The sequence below is a fragment of the Nocardia sp. NPDC051981 genome (assembly GCF_040680715.1).
Lineage (GTDB): Bacteria > Actinomycetota > Actinomycetes > Mycobacteriales > Mycobacteriaceae > Nocardia.
In genome coordinates, this window is sequence record NZ_JBFAXK010000003.1 from 139,595 (window position 1) to 158,324 (window position 18,730).

The window sequence follows — 18,730 nt, forward strand, 5'->3', positions numbered from 1 at the left end:
GTGTAAGGCAGGGGTGCACGTGCGTTTCAGTTGAGTTCACCACTGCATCGCACGCACGCGAGGACTCCGGCCGGGCGGTCCAGCGCAGCTCCAGACTGCCTCTCACCTGCAATGAATCAGATTTCCCCACAATGGGATCCGGCAAACCGGGCGTTGGCGAGCTAACTTTCCGGACAAGTTCCGTCGTCGCGGCAGCCGTCCGGGAGACATGGGCAGGTAACCTGCGGACCGTACGGAATTTTTCCTGAATGTGGGATTCAGCACACTTCCAGCAAATCGTAAACCCGCCTCCTAACCGCGTTTTGCCATCCGAGCCGGTCCGCGCGTGATCAACACCACGTCACACGCCCGAAACGTGGCATTGTGAGCCTGGCCACATCCCAGCCGCCGCGGTCGATGGAACAGGCGTACGCCTGTCACGCTGAGACAACGAATCAGCGACGGTTTCGAGAAGCCGAATCACCCGGGACTCAGAGGATGTGAACTCCCATGACCGTTCACCATGTCCCCGGGTCCGCCGGGCTCGGCGCCTTGCTGGTCTGGCTGGGTGGCGCACAACCGCAGCTCACCAACGGGCCCGAGCGCGGCGGCTACACCGTTACCGGCGCCGTGGTGGCGCTGTTCGCGGGCACCGCGGGCGCCGTCACGGCCGCCGCGACGGGAGCGGCGAGCTGGCCGGTCATCGCCATCGTGGCGGTCGCGCTCATCGCGACGATCCTGATGGGGACCATCGCACGGGCGCTGGCCACCGCCGCCACACCCGATCGCCGGGAGAATCACCGGGCGGTAGCCGAATTCGGCGGCCGCATCGCGGTGGCGGTGCTCGCCGGGGTGGTGATCGCCGAATTGGCCTGCACCATCCTGTTCTCCGGCACCGTGAACCGGCTGCTCGACGAATCCGCCCAGCACACAGTGGAATCCGCGCCCGCCGTGGTCACCGCGCGCACCGAGCTGGAGCAGGCCAGGACCGATCGCACCGCACTGGACCAGCAGATCACCAAGGCGCAGAACGACGTCACCAATGCGCTGATCATCGCGCGCTGCGAATTCAACCCGGGGGCGGACTGCCCGCAGAACATGATCACCCGCGTGCCCGGGCGCGGTCCCGAGGAGCGCACCGCCAACCAGATGCTCGACGACGCCCGCAACCAGCTCAGCGCGGCGCAGGGCAAGGTCGACGGGCTCGACGCCAAGGTCACCGAGAAGGACAGGGCCCTCGCGACGGCCCGCAAGGCCGCCTACACCGACGGCGACCGCGGGCTCGGGGCGCGCTGGGTGGCCATGAACGACTACACCACCGGACATTTCGGGCCGTTCGTCTTGCGGCTCGCCATGTCCGTGCTCATGATCGTGCTGGCCCTGCTACCGCTGCTGCTGCGGTGGTGGCGGGGTGAGACGGCGTTCGACCGCACCGTCGCGGTCCGTACCGCCACCGACCGCATCGACCAGGCCGCCGCCACCGCCATCGCCGTCAAACAGGCCGAGGTGCGCGTGGAGACCGAGAGCCTGCGCGCCGAACAACAACTCACCGCCGCGCGGCTGGCCGCACATGCCGACACCGCCATCGACCGGGAACGGCAGCGCACCCGCATCATCGCCGCCATCGGCAATTTCGAGATCGGCATCACCGAACCCGCCCAGCGCGCGATCGCCGAATTCGACAACGCCACCAGACATGAACTCCCCGCCGGCCCGGCCGGGGATCGAAAGGACAGCACCGTGTCCCAGGAGGGGATCGTGACACAGTCGCCGAACCTGCCCGCCCAGCTCACCCCAGGGGCCCTGGCCCCCGCACCGCAGGGTGGGGCACTCGTTCCCGCCGTGCCGGTCGCGCAGCCCGCGAACAAGAGCGGGGGGCTGGAACTTCCGATCATCGGGACGGTGCCGTTCACCGACACCGCCGCCCGCTGGATCCGTCCGCTGGTGCCGTCCTTCGTGGCCAATGCCATCGACACCGCCACCCACCCGCTGCGCACCGTGCGTCAGGCGTTCGAGGAGGCGGAGGAGATCACCTTCACGCTGCGCCGCACGCGCAAGGTGACGGTGGATTCCCAGGATTCGGCGCAGCAGCAGCACCAGCAGGCCCATGCCCAGCCGCAATACGGCTACCTCCCGCAGGGCACCCCGCAGCAGGTGCATGCCCAGCGGGTGGCCGCGAGCGTGGTGGATCAGCCCTACGCCCAGTACCCCTCCTACCCGGCCCTCCCCCAGGGCCAGGTGGTGGACCCCGGCTATCCCCTGCCCTCGGGTGCGCAGCACGATGCGCTGGCGGCACGCCGCAACCCCGAACTCGACTACCGCAGCCCGCGCGAACTGCCGCCGGGCAGGGGCCGGGAGTAGCCTTCCGAAACCCACTGTGGCCCGGAATGTTTCACGTTGAACACGGAAACATCCGGGCCACAGCCTTTTCGATCACGTCGCCGGCGACTTCCGCGTCGCCGAGCGGTAGGCGACGACAGCGGTCAGGACCAGGATGGCCGCCGTGGAGGTAGCCGCCAGGTGGATGCCGCTGACGAAGGCGGAGTGCGCCGAGTGCAGCAGTTCCCCGGCCGCGGGTTGCGGTAGGGCACGGGCGGTTTCGATCGCGCCGCCCAGCGACTCGCGGGCCGCGTCCGCCTGACCGGACGGGACGTGCGTCAGGTCCAGACCGTGGCGGAAGGCCGCCATGACGGCACTGCCCAGCACGGCGACGCCGAGGGCGATGCCCATCTCCATGGCCGTCTCCGAGATGGCGGCGGCATTACCGGCGCGCGCCTCGGGCGCGGTGCTGACGATCATGTCGGCCGAGACCGTCAGGGCCACACCCTCACCCAGGCCGATCAGCAGGAAGCCGACGATGAACGGGGTCACCGAGCCCGAGGGATCGGTGGGCAGCAGCCAGTAGAGGCCCGCGCCGATCGCGACGGTCACCAGCGAGCCCGCGAGGACCGTCGCCGCCCGCCAGTAGCGAACCAGCCAGGCCGCGGCCAGCGCACCCAGCATGGAGCCGATGGTGCCCGGAATGAGCAGCAGACCGGCCGCCAGCGGCGACTTGCCGAGCACCAGCTGCAGGTACTGCGAGCCGAAGAACAGCACGCCGGCCAGGGCGAACACCGACAGCAGGTTGGTGAACACCGCGGCCCGGAAAGCCGGCAGCCGGAACAGGTCCAGGTCGATGAGCGGCGCGGACAGACCGCGCTGCCGGCGCACGAACACCACGCCGGCGACCACGCCGACACCGGCGCTGATCAGCAGGTTCAGGCTCGGGCCGTGGGCCGCGAACTCCTTGACCGCGTACACGATCGGGATCAGGGCCAGCATGGACAGGCCGGCGCTGATCAGATCGAAGCGCCCGGGGTTCGGGTCGCGCGACTCCGGTACCAGGACCGGGGCCAGGACCAGTAGCAGCGCCATGACCGGCAGGTTCACCAGGAAGACCGAGCCCCACCAGAAGTGCTCGAGCATCCAGCCGCCCAGCAGCGGGCCGAAGGCCGCGCCGGAGGCGGCCATGGCGCCCCAGACCGAGATGGCGAGGGTGCGCTGGCGGGCGTCGGCGAACATGGACCGGATCAGGCCCAGCGTGGCGGGCATCAGGGTCGCACCGGCGACACCCTGCAGAACGCGTGCGGCAATGAGCATCTCGGGGTTGACCGCCCAGGCCGCGACGGCCGAGGCCAGGGCGAAGCCGGCCGCGCCGATGAGCAGCAGGCGGCGGCGGCCGATGCGGTCACCGACGGTGCCCATGGTGACCAGCAGGCCCGCGAGCACGAACGAGTAGACGTCGATGATCCACAGCAGCTGCGGTGTGGTGGGCGCGAGGTGCGCGCTGATGGCCGGGACCGCCAGGTCGAGCACGGTGGCGTCGACGGAGATCAGTAGCAGCGCGAGCGCCAGAACGCCGAGCCCGGCCCAATCCCTGGGCCGGGCCTTCGGCGGCACGGCGGTGGGCTGCCGGTCGATGGGAGTTCCGGAACGTGCGGTCGCGTGGGTGCTCATGGGCTTTCTCTCTCGGTGGTGAACCGTCCAGACGGTACAGTAGCATTCTGAACCGTCCAGACGGTACAGTCAATCGTCGTGACCACACGCGATCCCGCCGGCACCCGCGACCGGATCCTCGACGCGCTCGAAACCCTGCTGCTCGACAAGGGCCTGTCCCAGGTCACCCTGGACAATGTGGCCGCCACCGCGGGCGTCTCCAAGGGCGGGTTGCTCTATCACTTCAAGAGCAAGGACGCACTGCTCGCCGGACTGCTGCGCCGCGTGACCGACCGCGCCGATCAGCAGGTGAGAGCCGCGGTGGCACAGGGGCGCTCGGTGGCCGAGTGGTATCTGCAGGCTCCGCATCCCGAGGACGACGCCGACGCCGTCGAGCTCGCCCTGTACCGATCGATGCTGGCCGCCATGCGGAGCGTCGACGCGCCGCAGGACGCCGCGCAGGCGGAGACCGACCGGGCCCTCACCGAGGTGATGGGGTCCTGGAAGACGGCCCTGGACAACGAGATCGAGGATCCGGTGCGGGCCGAGATCGTCCGCCTGGTCGGCGACGGCGTCTACCTGCGCGCTCTGCTGGGCCTGCCGCCGATCGAACCCGGGCTCTACCGCCGGGTCGTGGCCCGGCTGCTGGAGACCGGCACACCCCCCGCCTGACACCCGGGGGTGCGAAGTTCGCCGCCCGGACGCGCATCGGGCGACCGAAGACGCTGGTCCGGATAGACTCGGCCGCGTGTTGCCGACCGCCGCCGACTCCGTCGGTTCGCCGACCGGCTCGGTGGGGGAACCGACTTCTACCGAACCGGTGGTTGTGCCGATTCGCCCGATGCAGTTCCGCGAACTCCTCGACCTCCCGTTCGCGCTGATCCAGGCGCGGATCAAGACCCTGGCGGGCCTGCTCGGCGGTGCCGTGCTGGTCGCCTCGGTGGTGGCCGTTGGGGGCACGGTGCTCGCGGCCGTCGCCAGCGGGAATTCCGACCGCGGCACCCTCTGGGGCGCGGTGCTGGTCACCCTGCTGTGCGCCTGGTCGGTTCGCTTGTTCGTCCGCGGGGTGACCGTGCCGATCGGGTTGGCGGTGGTTTACCGCAGGCCGGCGACCTGGCGCGGGGCGCTGCGGCGGCTGGCCGCGGAAGCCGGTCCGCTGCTCGGCTATCAGGTGATGTACACGCTCATCGGTCTCGGCGTGCTGGCCGTCGGCACTCCGCTGCTGTTCACCGCGCCGCCCGCGGTGATCTGGCTGGCCTGGCTGCGCGGGCGGCGATTCACGCTGGTGCCCACCATCTTCGATCAGTCGGCTACCTACGGCGTGGCGGCGCGACGCGCGAAACTGCTTGCGGGCGGGACGGAATGGCAGCTGGTCGGGCTGTGGCTGTACCTGCGCGGGCTGCTGCTCGTGCTGGTGGTGCCGCTGCTGGCGCTGCCACAGTTCACCGCACAGTTCTCCGGCACCCGGCGCTGGACGGTGACGGTGCTGATCATCACCGCCACCCTGCTCATCGTGGCGGTCGCGGAGCTGGTCGAATCCTCGACGCAGGTCGTCACCTACGTCGACCGGCGCTGCCGCCGCGAGGCGTGGGACATCCAGGTACCCGGCGGGAGCGGCCGATGACCGGAACCGACCGGGCGCCCGGACCGGAGATCGCCGGGGCCGCGCCGAATCTCGTCGGCGCGGCACCGCCCGAGCCCGCCCTGGGTCCGGCCGCCACGCACCTGGCCGCGGCCGAGGAGGCCGCCCGGCGCGGCGATTTCGGTGCCGCGCTGCGCGAGCGGTACCGCGCCGTCACCCGCGGGCTGGAGCAGCGCGGCATCCTCGAGGAGGAGCGGGCGCGCACGGCACGGGAAACCGCGCGAGCCGCCACCGCGGCGGTCCCGGACGCGGGCGAACTGCCCTCGGCGGCACACAGTTTCGACGAGGTCGTCTACGGCGGCCGCTACGCCACCGAGGCGGAGTACCGGCAGCTGGAACAGGCCGACCGGTACTCGATCGCGCCGCCGCCCAAGGCCGGCCCGGCCGAGATCACCGAGCGGCGCCGGACCCGTAAGACCAGGGTCGCCAAGGCGAAGAAGGACCGCGAGCGCGCGGAACTGCCGCAGCTGCTGAAGGATTGGCGCTTCTGGGCCGTGTTCGTGGCCGTGCTGGCTGTTGTGGTGCTGGTGTACGCGCTCACCCATGCCGGGTCCGGGCCGCCGACCCACGCGCCGACGCCACCGTCGAATCCGCCGCCGCCCAACCGGCCGGACGTGCCGCCGCCGAACTTCGGCGCGGGCAGCGACTCCATCTTCCAGCAGCTACCGGGCTGGCTGGCCTTCGGCGGTCTGCAGTTCCTCATCGCCTGGGTCGCCGTGCTGTGGTGGCGTGGCCGCCGCCGCGGCGCCATCGTGCGCGAACCGCTGCCGGTGGAGGCCCCGGCCCACGAGCTGCTCGCCGGACAGGCCGGGCTGTACCGGAAATCCCGCGATCACGAGCACGTGGCCGCCAAACTGCGGGCGGCGTCGCTGCGCCGGCTGCGGCCCGCGCTCGGCGTCACCGCCGACACCCCGGCGGAGCTGGTGGTCGGGTCCATCACGGCCCGCACCGGTGCGGACCCGGCCGTCATCCGCGCCGCCCTGTACGACCCGGTCCCCGATCGGGTCGCCCTGGAACTCGTGGCCGCACAACTCGAATGGATCGAAGCGGAGGTCTTGTGACCGAACTCTCCCCGGACGTCGTGGACACCAACCACGCGCCCACCGCCCAGGACGCCCAGCAGGCGCTGCTGGCGCTGCGCGCCGAGATCGGCAAGGCGGTGGTCGGCAACGACCACGCCGTCATGTTCCTGGTGCTGGCGCTGCTGTGCCGCGGCCACGTGCTGCTGGAAGGTGTTCCGGGCGTGGCCAAGACGCTACTGGTGCGCGCCCTGGCCACAGCCCTGGATCTGGAGCACTCCCGCATCCAGTTCACCCCCGACCTGATGCCGGGCGATGTCACCGGATCGCAGATCTACGATCCGCACTCGGCCGAGTTCACCTTCCGCCGCGGCCCGGTGTTCACCAACCTGCTGCTGGCCGACGAGATCAACCGCACCCCGCCGAAGACGCAGTCGGCGCTGCTGGAATCCATGGAGGAGCGCCAGGTTTCGGTGGACGGCGTGCCGCGGCCGTTGCCGGATCCGTTCGTGGTGGTCGCCACCCAGAATCCGATCGAGCAGGAGGGCACCTATCCGCTGCCGGAGGCGCAGCTGGACCGGTTCCTGTTCAAGGTGGACGTCCAATTGCCCGGGCGCGATGACGAATTCCGCATCCTGCAGCGGCACGCGGCGGGCTTCGACCCGCGCGATCTGAACGCCGCCGGACTGCGCCCGGTGGCCGGTCCCGCGCACATCGCGGCCGCCCGGGCCGCCGTCGCGCAGGTGGCCATCAGCCCCGAGGTGCTGGCGTACACCGTGGACCTGTGCCGGGCCACCCGCACCTCCCCGGCCGTGGCGCACGGCGCGTCCACCCGCGGCGCGACCGCGCTGATGGCGGCCGCGCGGGCCTTCGCCTGGCTGAACGGGCGCGCCTATGTGACGCCCGACGATGTGAAAGCCGTTGCGACGACGGTGCTCCGGCACCGGCTGCACCTGCGGCCCGAGCACGAGGTGGAGGGCGTCACCGCCGAGGGCGTGCTGGCCTCGCTGCTGATGTCCGTCCCCGTTCCGGTGTAGGCCGTGGTCGTCACCGGCCGGCTGGCCGCCGCGGCGGTACTCGCGGCCCTGTTCGTCACGCTGGCGCTGCCCTCGTGGCTCGGTGTGCTGCTCGCCACCCTGGCGCTGATCGGGCTGATCGCGGCCGACCTGCTGCTGCTGGGATCGCCGGGCGCGCTGGAGCTTTCGCGGGCCCCCGTCACGACGGTGCGCACCGGTCGCAGCATCGACGTGGAGCTGGCGGTGCTCAACGGCGGCGCCCGGCCGGTGCGCGGCACCCTCTGGGATGACTGGCCGCCCAGCGTGCACGCCCGTCATCGCACGCACGCCCTGAACCTGCCGCCCAACACCAGGATTCGGCTGCACACCGAGCTGACACCGGACTATCACGGCGACCGGGTGGCCGGCCCGGTGACGCTGCGTCTGCTGGGCCCGCTCGGCATGGCCGGCCGCCAAGTGCGGCGCGAGGTCCCGGCCCGGCTGCGCGCGCTGCCGCCGTTCCGCAGTGAGCGGCTGCTGGCCTCCAAGGTCCGGCAGCTGCAGCATCTGGAGGGCCGCAACACCACCACGATTCGCGGGCAGGGCACCGAATTCGATTCGTTCCGTGAGTATGTCGCGGGCGACGACGTGCGCACCATCGACTGGCGCGCCACCGCCCGCGCCAATGACGTGCTGGTGCGCACCTGGCGTCCGGAACGTAACCGGCACGTGGTCATGCTGCTGGACACCGGGCGGGTGAGCGCCGGCCGGGTCGGCGACGGCACCCGCCTGGACGCCACCATCGAGGCGGCCCTGCTGCTGGGCGGGCTGGCCGCCTCGGGCGGCGACTCGGTGGATCTGCTGGCCTACGACCGCCGGCTGCGCACCGAGGTGCGCGGCATCGGCGGAAAGCGCTTGCAGATCAAGCTCATGCACGCGCTCGCCGGGCTCACGCCCGAACTCGTCGACACCGACTATCAGGGCGTGCTGCGCGCGACACTGCAGCGCGCCCGCCGCCGCAGCCTGGTGGTGTGGTTCACCCATCTCGACGCCGCCACCGTGCAGGAGGGCCTGCTACCGGTGCTGCCGGTGCTGACCGAGCGGCATCGGGTGCTGGTGGTCGCGGTGACCGATCCGGAGGTGGCGGCCGCCGCCACCCGCCGCTCCGGCCTGGACGACCTCTACGCCGCGGCCGCCGCCGAGAATGTCATCGCCGAGCACGCGGTGGCCCGGGAGACGTTGCGCCGCATGGGCATCCGTGTCCTCGCCGAGGCACCCGACCGGCTGCCGGAGGCGCTGGCCGACGAATACCTGGAACTCAAGCGGACCGGAGCGCTGTAACCGGCACGGCCGTCGGGTACTGCCGCACGAAGGGCGGCGGCGGGATGGCCCGCCGCTGCCGCTCGGCCAGCGCCGCGCCCAGGATCTGCAGCGGCGGATAGCCGTTCGGCGGCGGCGTGCGCAGGCTCGTGCACACCGCGATGACCAGGGTGCGGCCCAACCGATCCTGGACCTCCGGGGTCAGGGTGCGGAACCGCAACAGGTACTGACGCGTCGACAGCGCCAATTCATCGGAGAGACCGGACAAATCGAGCTGCCGCGCCCAGCCCGCCAGCCAGGGCGGCGGCGCGGCCAGCGCGGCGAAGGGCAGCCGGCTGCGGTCGTGCACCACGACGGTGCCCGCCAGCACGTCCCCGACCCGCCGGGCCTGGGGCGAGCACAGCGACACCACGACGGCGATCAGCCCGGTGCCCATGATCCAGAAGTCGACGATCCCCGCCAGTCCGCGGGTGACCGCGTGCCGGAAGTCGATGGGCCCGCCGTCGGCGCGCACCACGCGCAGCCCGACCGCCATCTTGCCCACCGAGCGCCCGCGCGAAAACGTCTCGAACAGCACCGGATACCCGATCAGCGCGCTCACCATGGCCACCAGCACGGCGGCGTCGCGCCACGCGGAATCGGCGCCGATCCACACCAGCAGCGCCTCGAACAGCAGCGTCAGCACCGTTCCGATCACAGCCTGCAGCAGCAGGTCGAGCAGGAAGGCCGCGGCCCGCGTGGGGATCCGCGCGATCGGCAGTTCGACGGCCACGGCTTCGCCGGTGGTGAACAGTGCAGTGTCCAATGGCCCTTCGCTTCGCTCCGGGCGGGTTCGCGGCCCTGGAGGTCTCGTTCTTCCCTCCCTGCGCTCCTCCGCTTCGCTCCCCCGCTCCGCTCGGTCCAGAACGAGACGGGCCGCGAACCTCCTCGGCTTGCCCAGCCGGGCGGAAACACGATGGATAGCATTCTGTCAGCCGTAGCGCAGGAGGGGTACTCATGGATCTGGACGCCTACATGTTCGTTCACAGGCCTTCCTGGGAGCGGCTGGATCAGTTGGCCTCCCGCCGCAAGCGGCTCACGGGTTCGGAGTCCGACGAGCTGGTGCGGCTCTACCGGCTGGCGTCGCAGCAGCTGGCCCGGCTGCAGTCGCGCGAGGCGGATCCGGACCTCGTTGCCGGGCTGTCGGCGGTGCTGACCCGGGCGCGGGGCCGGATACTGAGCGCCCGCTTCGACACGCCGAGGGAGATCGCCTACTTCTTCACGCACCGGTTCCCGGCCGCCGTGTACCGGGCGCGGCCCTGGTGGCTGTCGGTCGCGACGGTGTTCCTGCTCGGGTCGGCCGGGCTGGCGGCGTGGGTGGCCAAGTCGGAGGCCGCGCGCCGGCATCTCGGCCTGGACACGGATACAGATGCCTTGACGCGCCCCGGTGGCGAATTCGAGACGTACTACTACGAGCACTCGCACGACGCCTTCGCCGCCAAGGTGTGGACCAACAACGCGTGGGTGTCGGCCATGGCGCTCTTCCTCGGAGTGCTCATCCTGCCCGCCGTCTACCTGTTGTCCATGAACGCCTTGAACCTCGGTATCAGTGCCGGGCTGATGGCGGGGGCGGGGCGGCTGGGCCCGTTCTTCGGCTGGCTCCTGCCGCACGGAATGCTGGAGCTCACAGCCATCTTCGTGGCCGGCGGGGCGGGTCTGCAGCTGGGCTGGACGCTGATCGATCCGGGCCGGGAGAGCCGCCCGCAGGCGCTGGCGCGGCAGGGCCGGGCGACCGCGGTGATCGCGCTCGGGCTGGTGGGCGTGCTGCTGGTGTCGGGTTTCCTCGAGGGCTTCGTCACACCCAGCGGACTGCCCACCGCGGCCCGGGTCGGCATCGGCGCGCTGGCCGAACTCGGTTTCCTGGCTTATGTATTCGGGCGCGGCCGCGGTGCGGTGCGGGAGCAGGAGCGCCTGCGGTCGGAGCGGGCAGCGAGCAATCGCCCGGAGCACATCACGGGCTACTCGATCGGGAAGGGTCCGGAACCGGTTGTGGGAGTGGCGACTTCGTAGTCGCGGCACCGTTCGGATTGATTTCCACTGGCCGCAGCGAGTCCGGCTCAGCTGCGGCCAGCGTTGCCGACGACTCTACACAATCGTTATGGCTACGCAACCTCCGACTTGCCCACCGGACGTATAAGGCGACCAGGCGAAACACCCTTTCCCAGTAGGGAACCCGACAAGATCGCTAATTCCCGGCATACGCTTTGCGGGCGGTCTGCGGAGGGGTCCGAAACTATCCTCGCGGTCGCGTTTCGAGACCTCTTTCGAACCCTGGCGCCCGATGCGTTTCGAACCCTGTCAGTTGGTTTGCCCAAAACTCGCAAATTTTCCGCTCACCATCGGTTCAACCACTGTTAAGCTGGCGTTTCGTCCCAGCTCAGGCCGATTGCCGACTGATCACCCAAGGTCAAACAAACCTCAAGTTTGTTTCGAATGGCTTTCGCTAAATGATCATCAGGCATAACTGGACCTTAATCGGGCGCATACTCATGTCGGCATCTTCTGGCAAACGATTTTCGCCCCCGCGGAAGCCCCGAAACGCCCCCTGGCAACGCTTCCGGCGGGTAACCCCGAACAGGGTGTGCGATCTTCGTCACATCCGTTGTGACCAGCGGCTTTTCGAGTCTCGCTGAGTGGAACCGACACCGTGCGGATTCGCGGCGCGACCCCGCCCGCGCGGGCCGGCCCCGGGCGCCACACTCATGCCTATCCGACATCACGCTCCCGGCCCGGACCCGCCGAACCCGGACAGCCGGACGGCGATCTCGGACACCATCGAACCCGGACATAGAAGAAGGCCCCCGATCCGATTCGGATCGAGGGCCTTCCTCGTGGTGGGCGAGGGGGGACTTGAACCCCCACGTCCTTACGGACACTGGCACCTGAAGCCAGCGCGTCTGCCATTCCGCCACTCGCCCTGAGCGACGGGAAGAAACGTATCACGGGGTCTGCGCCAAAACGAAATCGCCTGGTTATCGGGGGTGCGGAGGGGTGATCACGATCCGCGTTCGACCCGGGAACCTCGGCTCGCCGCCAAGAGTTACAGGTGTGGACGATCGTGGATATCATGCAATCACCGTGTCCTTGCGGCGACACGCCATGTCCGCGTGTTGCTATTCAAGGACACATCGCGCACGTCACGGCCGGTCGGACAGATGACACGACGCACGCTCCCGCACCGGAGCGGCAGGACCCGAGAAGGGAGGGGGCATGGGAATTGTTTCCCGATTCGAGCGCCGTCTCCAGGGGGCTGTCGGCGATGTCTTCGCCCGCGCCTTCGGCGGGAGCGTCGTGCCCCAGGAGGTCGAGGCCGCACTGCAGCGCGAGGCCGCCGACCACATCCAGGATCTCGGTGGCGGGCATCTGCTGGCTCCGAACAGCTATGCCATCACCGTCAACGAGTCGGATCTACGGCAGCTCGTCCAGGGCGAGGGACAGCCGGATCGCGATCTCGCCACGCAGGATTACGAGCTCACCAAGCGTGCCTTCGCCAAGCATCTGCAGGACTACATCCGCGAGCAAGGGTGGCAGACCTACGGTGAAGTACACGTGGAGTTCGAGGCATCCCCTACGCTGCACACCGGACAGTTCAGGACACGCGGCCGGGTCGATCCGGACGCGGGTGGGCGGGCAGGCCCGTCACCGGGACCTGGACGCCCACAACGACCCAACCCGCAACCAGGAGCTGGCCCCATGACGCAGAACTCAGGCTACGACCCAAGCCGTGAGCCCGCGGAGTCCGATCCGCGGAACCGCGGGTACGCGCCCCCGCCTGCGGGCCGTCAAGGTCAGCAGGGTTACGGCGAGTACGGCCGCGGTGGTCAGCAGGGCTACGAGCAGGGCGGCTACGGCCAGTCCGAGCAGGCCTACGGCGACTACCAGAACGGCTACGACTACAACCAGCAGCAGGGCGGCGGTTACGGCCAGCAGGGCGGCTACGCCGAGCAGGGCTACGGCCAGCAGCAGGGCTACGGCCAGTCCGAGCAGGCCTACGGCCAGCAGGGCGGCTACGCCGACCAGGGCTACGGCCAGCAGCAGCACGGCTACGACCAGGCCTACAGCGAGCAGGGCGGCGGTTACGGCCAGCAGCAGGGCTACGCCGACCAGGGCTACGGCCAGCAGCAGGGCTACGGCCAGCAGGGCTATGACCAGGGCGGCTACGGTCAGCAGGGCTACGCCGAGCAGGGGTACGGGCAGCAGCAGGGCTACGGCCAGCAGGGCTACGACCAGTATCAGGAGCAGGGCGGCTACGGCGACGAGCAGGCGTACGGGCAGCAGCAGGGCTACGGCCAGCAGCAGGCCGGCTACGGTGCGGCGCCGGCGCGCGGCTCGGGTTACTCGGCCACGCTGCAGCTGGACGACGGCTCCGGCCGCACCTACCAGTTGCGCGAGGGCAGCAACATCATCGGCCGCGGGCAGGACGCGCACTTCCGGTTGCCGGATACGGGCGTTTCCCGGCGCCACATCGAGGTTCGCTGGGACGGCCAGACCGCGATGCTCTCGGACCTCGGTTCGACCAATGGCACGCTGGTCAACGGGTCTCCCGTCCAGGATTGGCAGCTCGCCGACGGGGATGTCATCCGCGCCGGACATTCCGAGATCCTGATCCGGATCGTCTGATCCCGTAAGCTCGCGGTGCAGGTCACGATATGGCTGGGAATTCCTCGGTCGTATCGTGATCGCAACCGGTCGACGGCCCTATGATGCTGCCAATGCTCGCGGCGGACTCTGGCCGCGCTGACCAGCAACACACCGGTTGGGGGTCACGGAGCCACACCTCCGTAACTGCCCCGTACTCACGACACGGTCGAACAGGAGGTGGAGCACCGTGCAGGGATTGATCCTGCAATTGACCCGTGCGGGGTTCCTGCTGTTGTTGTGGCTGTTCGTGTGGGCGGTGCTCCGGACCCTGCGCAGCGATATCTACGCGGCTTCCGGCCTCCGGGTCGCGCCTCGGGCCGCAGGCGGTTCCGCGGTGCTCCCATCATTTCGCCGGGGCCAGAAGGGCGCCAAATATCTCGTGGTGACTCAGGGTTCTCTCGCCGGCACCCGCATCTCGCTCGGCACACAGCCGGTGCTGATCGGGCGGGCCGACGACTCCACACTGGTTCTCACCGACGACTACGCCTCCACCCGCCACGCGCGACTGTCTCCGCGCGGTGAGGACTGGTACGTCGAGGATCTCGGTTCCACCAACGGGACCTACCTCGACCGGTCGAAGGTCACCACTCCGGTCCGAGTTCCACTCGGCACCCCTGTCCGTGTCGGCAAGACAGTGATCGAGCTGCGATCGTGACACTTGTTCTCCGCTACGCAGCGCGCAGCGACCGTGGTCTCGTCCGAGCCAACAACGAGGATTCCGTCTACGCAGGTGCGCGACTGCTCGCGCTGGCGGACGGCATGGGCGGCCACGCCGCCGGTGAGGTCGCCTCACAGCTGATGATCGCCGCCCTGGCGCATCTGGACGACGACGAGCCCGGCGACGATCTGCTCGGCAAGCTGAATCGTGCTGTGCACGAGGGCAATGCGGCCATCGCCGACCAGGTCGAGGAGGAGCCCGAACTCGACGGCATGGGCACCACGCTCACCGCCATCCTGTTCGCCGGGCGCAAACTCGGCCTCGCCCACATCGGCGACTCCCGCGCCTACATGCTCAGAGGCGGTGAGCTGACCCAGATCACCCGCGACGACACCTTCGTGCAGTCGCTGGTGGACGAGGGGCGGATCACCCCGGAGCAGGCCCACACTCATCCCCAGCGCTCACTGATCATGCGGGCGCTCACCGGCAACGAGATCGACCCCACCCTGGTGGTGCGGGAGGCGCGTGCCGGGGACCGCTATCTGCTCTGCTCCGACGGCCTCTCGGACGTGGTGAGCGACGAGACCATCGCCAACACGCTGCGCGAGGGCACCACCGACGAGTCGGCGGATCGGCTCATCGAATTGGCGTTGCGCAGTGGCGGTCCCGACAACGTGACCGTGGTGGTCGCCGACGTCATCGACCTGGACTACGGCCAGAGTCACCCGATCGTGGCGGGCGCGGCCTCCGGCGAGGACGAGGACACTCCCCCGCCGAACACCGCCGCCGGCCGGGCCGCCGCCATGCGCCCGCCGCGCGCCACGCCGCGCCGCGCGGTGCCGCAGCCCGAACCCGAACCGCCCAAGAAGAGCCACAAGCTGCGTTGGCTGGCGCTGTCGCTGGCCCTGCTGGTGGCGGTGGGCGCGGGACTCACCGTGGGCTACAACATGATTCGCAGCAACTACTACGTCGGTGTGGACGGCGAGAAGGTGGTCGTGCTGCGCGGCCTGCCCGGTTCGGTGCTGGGCTACTCCATCCGCGATGTGGACCAGGTCGGCTGCGTCACGCGCGGCGGCGAATTGACCCTGACCGCACCCGGGGACAAGTTTCCCTCCGGCTGTGCCCAGCTGACCCGCAGCGATCTCCGCCCCAGCGGCCGCGATTCGGTCGACAAGGGCCTGCCGCCCGGTTCCCGCGACGACGCCGTCAAGCAGATCCGGAACCTGGTACAGGGCGAACTGCTGCCCCCGTGCGAGAAGCAGCAGCAGGCGCCGGTCACTCCGTCGACCACGCCGGTCCCGATGCCCGCCGACCCCAACCAGCCGGGCACACCCGTCACCACCACCCCGGCCGCTCCGGCGGCGCCCGGCAACCTCACCGGCGGTGAGCGCACCGGCGAGAACCACCCGCTGGAACCCCGCAAGACCGACCAGCCGACCGCTCCTGTCACCACCACCACGGCACCGCAGACTCCGGGGCAGAACTGCAGGACGGCGGACTGATGTCCGCACCGGCACCGCCGTCCACTGGGGCTTTTCCCAGTCCACCGGGCGGATTCGCTCCTGCGCCGCCGCCCGCCACCCGGCGCAATGTCGAGCTGCTGCTCCTGGGGCTGGCGGCCGTCATCACCACGGTGTCGCTGGTGCTGGTGGAGGCCAGTCAGGAGCAGGCGATCACCTGGGAGATCGCCAAACTCGGTGCCGCGTACATGGCATTGTTCGGCGTCGCGCATCTGGCGGTGCGGCGGTTCGCGGCCTTCGCGGATCCAGTCCTCCTACCGATCGTGGCGCTGCTGAACGGGTTGGGCCTGGTGGTGATCCACCGCATCGACCTGGCGCAGGCACAGGACGCCGCGTTCGCCTCCCTGCCCATCCCCTCCCCCGACGCCAACCAGCAGGTGCTGTGGACGGGGCTGGGAATGGTGGTTTTCACGGGGTTGCTGATCGCGCTGCGGGACTACCGCAGCCTGGCCCGCTACGCCTACACCCTCGGCCTGATCGGGGTCATCGCCCTCGCCCTGCCCGCGGTGCTGCCGGACCGGTACTCGCAGGTGAACGGCGCGAAGATCTGGATTCGCCTGCCGGGCTTCAGTGTTCAGCCCGGTGAGTTCGCCAAGATCGCGCTCATCGTGTTCTTCGCCGGTGTGCTGGTGTCCAAGCGCGACCTGTTCACCGGCGCGGGCAAGCACGTGTTCGGCATGGAACTGCCGCGCATGCGCGACATGGGCCCGATCCTGCTGGTCTGGGTGCTGTCGGTGGGTGTGCTCGTGGTGGAGAAGGATCTGGGCACCTCGCTGCTCATCTTCGCCACCGTGCTGTGCATGCTCTACATCGCGACCGAGCGGGTGGGCTGGGTGGCGGTCGGGCTGGTGCTGCTGACCATCGGGGTGGTGTTCGCCTACTTCGCGTTCGGGCATGTGCGGGTACGGTTCTCGACCTGGCTGCACCCCTTCGCCGACTACTCCAATACCGGCTACCAGATCTCGCAGTCGCTGTTCGGGCTGGCCACCGGCGGACTGGCCGGGACCGGGCTGGGCAGCGGGCGGCCCTCGCAGGTGCCGTTCGCCAAGACCGACTTCATCATCTCCGCCATCGGGGAGGAGCTCGGCCTGATCGGGCTGACCGCCATCCTGATGCTGTTCTGCGTGTTCACCGTTCGCGGGATCCGCACCGCGCTGGCCATTCGCGACAGCTTCGGCAAGCTGCTGGCCGCGGGCCTGTCCTTCACGATCGCCATCCAGGTCTTCGTCGTGGTCGGCGGGGTCACCAAGCTGATTCCGCTGACCGGTCTCACCACGCCGTACATGTCCTACGGCGGTTCGTCCCTGCTGGCCAACTATGTGCTGCTGGGCCTGCTGATCAAGGTGTCCGATGCCGCCCGCCGGCCGGCGCCCGCCCGGAAGCGGGCGGAGCCGATCGCGGACGCGTCGACTCAACTGCTGCGCAAGGTCGAGGGGGGTGGCGCGTGAACACGCCTCTGCGCCGGGTGGCGCTGGCGGTCATGGTGATGATCGTCGCGCTGCTCGCCAATGCCACCTATGTGCAGGTGTTCAAGGCCGACAGCCTGCGCAACGATCCGCGCAATGTGCGAGTCCTGCTGGACGAGTACGCGCGTCAGCGCGGCCAGATCTCCGCGGCGGGCACGGTGCTGGCCTCGTCGGTCGCCACCGACGACCGCTACAAGTACCTGCGCACCTACCCGACCGATCCGCTGGCCTACGCGCCCGCCACCGGCTACTACTCGATGCAGTACGGCAGCAACCAACTCGAGCACGCCGAGGACTCGGTGCTCAACGGCTCCGACAACAGCCTGTTCGGGCGCCGGCTCATCGACATGATCTCCGGCCGGGATCCGCGCGGCGGCAATGTGGTGACCACGCTCAACCCGGTCATGCAGAAGGTCGCCTACGACCAGCTCACCGCCAAGAAGCTGACCGGTTCGGTGGTGGCCGTCGAGCCCAGCACCGGCCGCATCCTGACCATGGTCTCCACGCCGTCCTACGACCCGAACCTGCTGGCCGGGCACGACGGCGCCGCCACCCAGAAGACCTGGGAGCAGCTGCAGCAGGATCCGCGCCAGCCGATGCTGAATCGCGCTGTCTCGCAGACCTATCCGCCGGGCTCCACCTTCAAGGTGATCGTGACCGCGGCCGCGCTCGCCAACGGCATCGCCAAGCCCGACGACCAGTTCACCGCGGCGCCGCGGATCACGCTGCCCGACACCACCACCACGCTGGAGAACTACAACGGCAGCCACTGCGGTCCCGGCGACGCCCAAACCGCTTCTCTCACCGACGCTTTCAAGTACTCCTGTAACACCGCCTTCGCCGAGCTCGGTATGAAGGTCGGAGCCGCGAAACTCAAGGACGAGGCCAGCGCGTTCGGAATCGGAACCCAGCACCCCAATATCCCGATCCCCTGGGCGGACAGTACCGTCGGAACGATTCCCGACAATGCGGCCATGGCCCAGTCCAGCATCGGCCAGCGCGACGTCGCGCTCACCCCGCTGGACAATGCGGTCATCGCGGCCACCATCGCCAATGGCGGCGTGCGGATGAAGCCGTATCTGGTGGATCAGCTGCAGGCGCCCGACCTGAGCACGCTGGAGACCACCAAGCCGACCTCGGTGGGCCAGGCGGTGACACCGCAGGTGGCCACCCAGATCACCAGTCTGATGCTGGAGTCGGAGAAGAACACGCAGGGAGGGACGCAGCCGCGCTCGTATCAGATCGCGTCGAAGACCGGCACGGCCGAGCACGGCAACGATCCGCGCAACACGCCGCCGCACGCCTGGTACATCGCCTTCGCGCCGGCGCAGAACCCGAAGATCGCGATCGCGGTGATCGTCGAGAACGGCGGCGACCGGGCACTGGCGGCCACCGGCGGTTCCGTGGCCGCCCCGATCGCGCGAGCGGTGCTGGATGCCGGACTGGGGGGCTGAACGACATGACAGTGCAAGGTAG

The 18,730-nt window shown here is 69.7% G+C and carries 14 protein-coding genes and 1 tRNA gene; 12 read left to right on the forward strand and 3 right to left on the reverse strand.

The features are described from left to right. Positions 1 to 489: 489 nt before the first annotated feature. Positions 490 to 2,340, forward strand: coding sequence for a DUF4407 domain-containing protein (locus AB0L60_RS07710; RefSeq protein WP_364608918.1), 1,851 nt, complete (start codon positions 490 to 492; stop codon positions 2,338 to 2,340). Positions 2,341 to 2,412: 72 nt separating this feature from the next. Here AB0L60_RS07710 and AB0L60_RS07715 read toward each other — a convergent pair whose 3' ends face one another. Then, entirely contained in the window at positions 2,413 to 3,975 is a 1,563-nt protein-coding gene (locus AB0L60_RS07715) for an MFS transporter (RefSeq protein WP_364608921.1), read from the reverse strand. A gap of 78 nt (positions 3,976 to 4,053) precedes the next feature. On the opposite strand from AB0L60_RS07715, the gene AB0L60_RS07720 reads away from it, so the two are divergent. The 5 genes from AB0L60_RS07720 to AB0L60_RS07740 all read left to right on the forward strand — a co-directional run bounded on the left by AB0L60_RS07720 (position 4,054) and on the right by AB0L60_RS07740 (position 8,951). Then, positions 4,054 to 4,626: a TetR/AcrR family transcriptional regulator gene (locus AB0L60_RS07720; RefSeq protein ID WP_364608924.1), complete on the forward strand. Its 573-nt coding sequence runs from the start codon at positions 4,054 to 4,056 to the stop codon at positions 4,624 to 4,626. Between the two features lie 76 nt (positions 4,627 to 4,702). Next, positions 4,703 to 5,578: a hypothetical protein gene (locus AB0L60_RS07725; RefSeq protein ID WP_364608927.1), complete on the forward strand. Its 876-nt coding sequence runs from the start codon at positions 4,703 to 4,705 to the stop codon at positions 5,576 to 5,578. Continuing rightward, on the forward strand, positions 5,575 to 6,657 hold the full coding sequence (locus tag AB0L60_RS07730; protein WP_364608930.1) for a DUF4129 domain-containing protein: 1,083 nt from the start codon (positions 5,575 to 5,577) through the stop codon (positions 6,655 to 6,657). Before AB0L60_RS07725 ends, AB0L60_RS07730 begins: the two co-directional genes overlap by 4 nt. After that, positions 6,654 to 7,652, forward strand: coding sequence for an AAA family ATPase (locus AB0L60_RS07735; RefSeq protein WP_364608932.1), 999 nt, complete (start codon positions 6,654 to 6,656; stop codon positions 7,650 to 7,652). Before AB0L60_RS07730 ends, AB0L60_RS07735 begins: the two co-directional genes overlap by 4 nt. 3 nt (positions 7,653 to 7,655) lie before the next feature. Then, entirely contained in the window at positions 7,656 to 8,951 is a 1,296-nt protein-coding gene (locus AB0L60_RS07740) for a DUF58 domain-containing protein (protein WP_364608935.1), read from the forward strand. Here AB0L60_RS07740 and AB0L60_RS07745 read toward each other — a convergent pair. Then, a complete protein-coding gene (locus AB0L60_RS07745; RefSeq protein WP_364608938.1) occupies positions 8,929 to 9,735 on the reverse strand; it encodes an RDD family protein in 807 nt (268 codons plus the stop codon). The genes AB0L60_RS07740 and AB0L60_RS07745 overlap by 23 nt on opposite strands. A 191-nt stretch (positions 9,736 to 9,926) precedes the next feature. Here AB0L60_RS07745 and AB0L60_RS07750 point away from each other — a divergent pair, with 191 nt between their 5' ends. Further along, positions 9,927 to 10,979: a stage II sporulation protein M gene (locus AB0L60_RS07750; RefSeq protein ID WP_364608941.1), complete on the forward strand. Its 1,053-nt coding sequence runs from the start codon at positions 9,927 to 9,929 to the stop codon at positions 10,977 to 10,979. 822 nt (positions 10,980 to 11,801) lie between these two features. On the opposite strand, the gene AB0L60_RS07755 is transcribed toward AB0L60_RS07750, so the two are convergent. Beyond that, positions 11,802 to 11,887 (reverse strand) — tRNA-Leu (locus AB0L60_RS07755). Positions 11,888 to 12,179: 292 nt separating this feature from the next. On the opposite strand from AB0L60_RS07755, the gene AB0L60_RS07760 reads away from it, so the two are divergent. From AB0L60_RS07760 to AB0L60_RS07780, 5 genes are all read left to right on the forward strand, one after another. Then, a complete protein-coding gene (locus tag AB0L60_RS07760) occupies positions 12,180 to 13,589 on the forward strand; it encodes a DUF3662 and FHA domain-containing protein (RefSeq protein WP_364608944.1) in 1,410 nt (469 codons plus the stop codon). Positions 13,590 to 13,797: 208 nt separating this feature from the next. Beyond that, positions 13,798 to 14,265 carry an FHA domain-containing protein gene (locus tag AB0L60_RS07765; RefSeq protein ID WP_040862589.1) on the forward strand — a complete coding sequence of 156 codons (468 nt, stop codon included), beginning with the start codon at positions 13,798 to 13,800 and terminating at the stop codon, positions 14,263 to 14,265. Beyond that, a complete protein-coding gene (locus AB0L60_RS07770; protein WP_364608949.1) occupies positions 14,262 to 15,770 on the forward strand; it encodes a PP2C family serine/threonine-protein phosphatase in 1,509 nt (502 codons plus the stop codon). The genes AB0L60_RS07765 and AB0L60_RS07770 overlap by 4 nt, the downstream gene beginning before the upstream one ends. Further along, a complete protein-coding gene (locus tag AB0L60_RS07775) occupies positions 15,770 to 17,236 on the forward strand; it encodes an FtsW/RodA/SpoVE family cell cycle protein (RefSeq protein WP_364608952.1) in 1,467 nt (488 codons plus the stop codon). Before AB0L60_RS07770 ends, AB0L60_RS07775 begins: the two co-directional genes overlap by 1 nt. Then, positions 17,233 to 18,708, forward strand: a complete 1,476-nt coding sequence (locus AB0L60_RS07780; RefSeq protein WP_364608955.1) for a penicillin-binding protein 2 — start codon at positions 17,233 to 17,235, stop codon at positions 18,706 to 18,708. Before AB0L60_RS07775 ends, AB0L60_RS07780 begins: the two co-directional genes overlap by 4 nt. The last annotated feature ends 22 nt before the right edge of the window (positions 18,709 to 18,730 follow it).

Coding starts and splice junctions, on each gene's coding strand:
- AB0L60_RS07710 (WP_364608918.1), top strand. CDS start 490: ATGACCGTTCACCATGTCCCCGGGTCCGCCGGGCTCGGCGCCTTGCTG.
- AB0L60_RS07715 (WP_364608921.1), bottom strand. CDS start 3,975: ATGAGCACCCACGCGACCGCACGTTCCGGAACTCCCATCGACCGGCAG.
- AB0L60_RS07730 (WP_364608930.1), top strand. CDS start 5,575: ATGACCGGAACCGACCGGGCGCCCGGACCGGAGATCGCCGGGGCCGCG.
- AB0L60_RS07750 (WP_364608941.1), top strand. CDS start 9,927: ATGGATCTGGACGCCTACATGTTCGTTCACAGGCCTTCCTGGGAGCGG.
- AB0L60_RS07760 (WP_364608944.1), top strand. CDS start 12,180: ATGGGAATTGTTTCCCGATTCGAGCGCCGTCTCCAGGGGGCTGTCGGC.
- AB0L60_RS07775 (WP_364608952.1), top strand. CDS start 15,770: ATGTCCGCACCGGCACCGCCGTCCACTGGGGCTTTTCCCAGTCCACCG.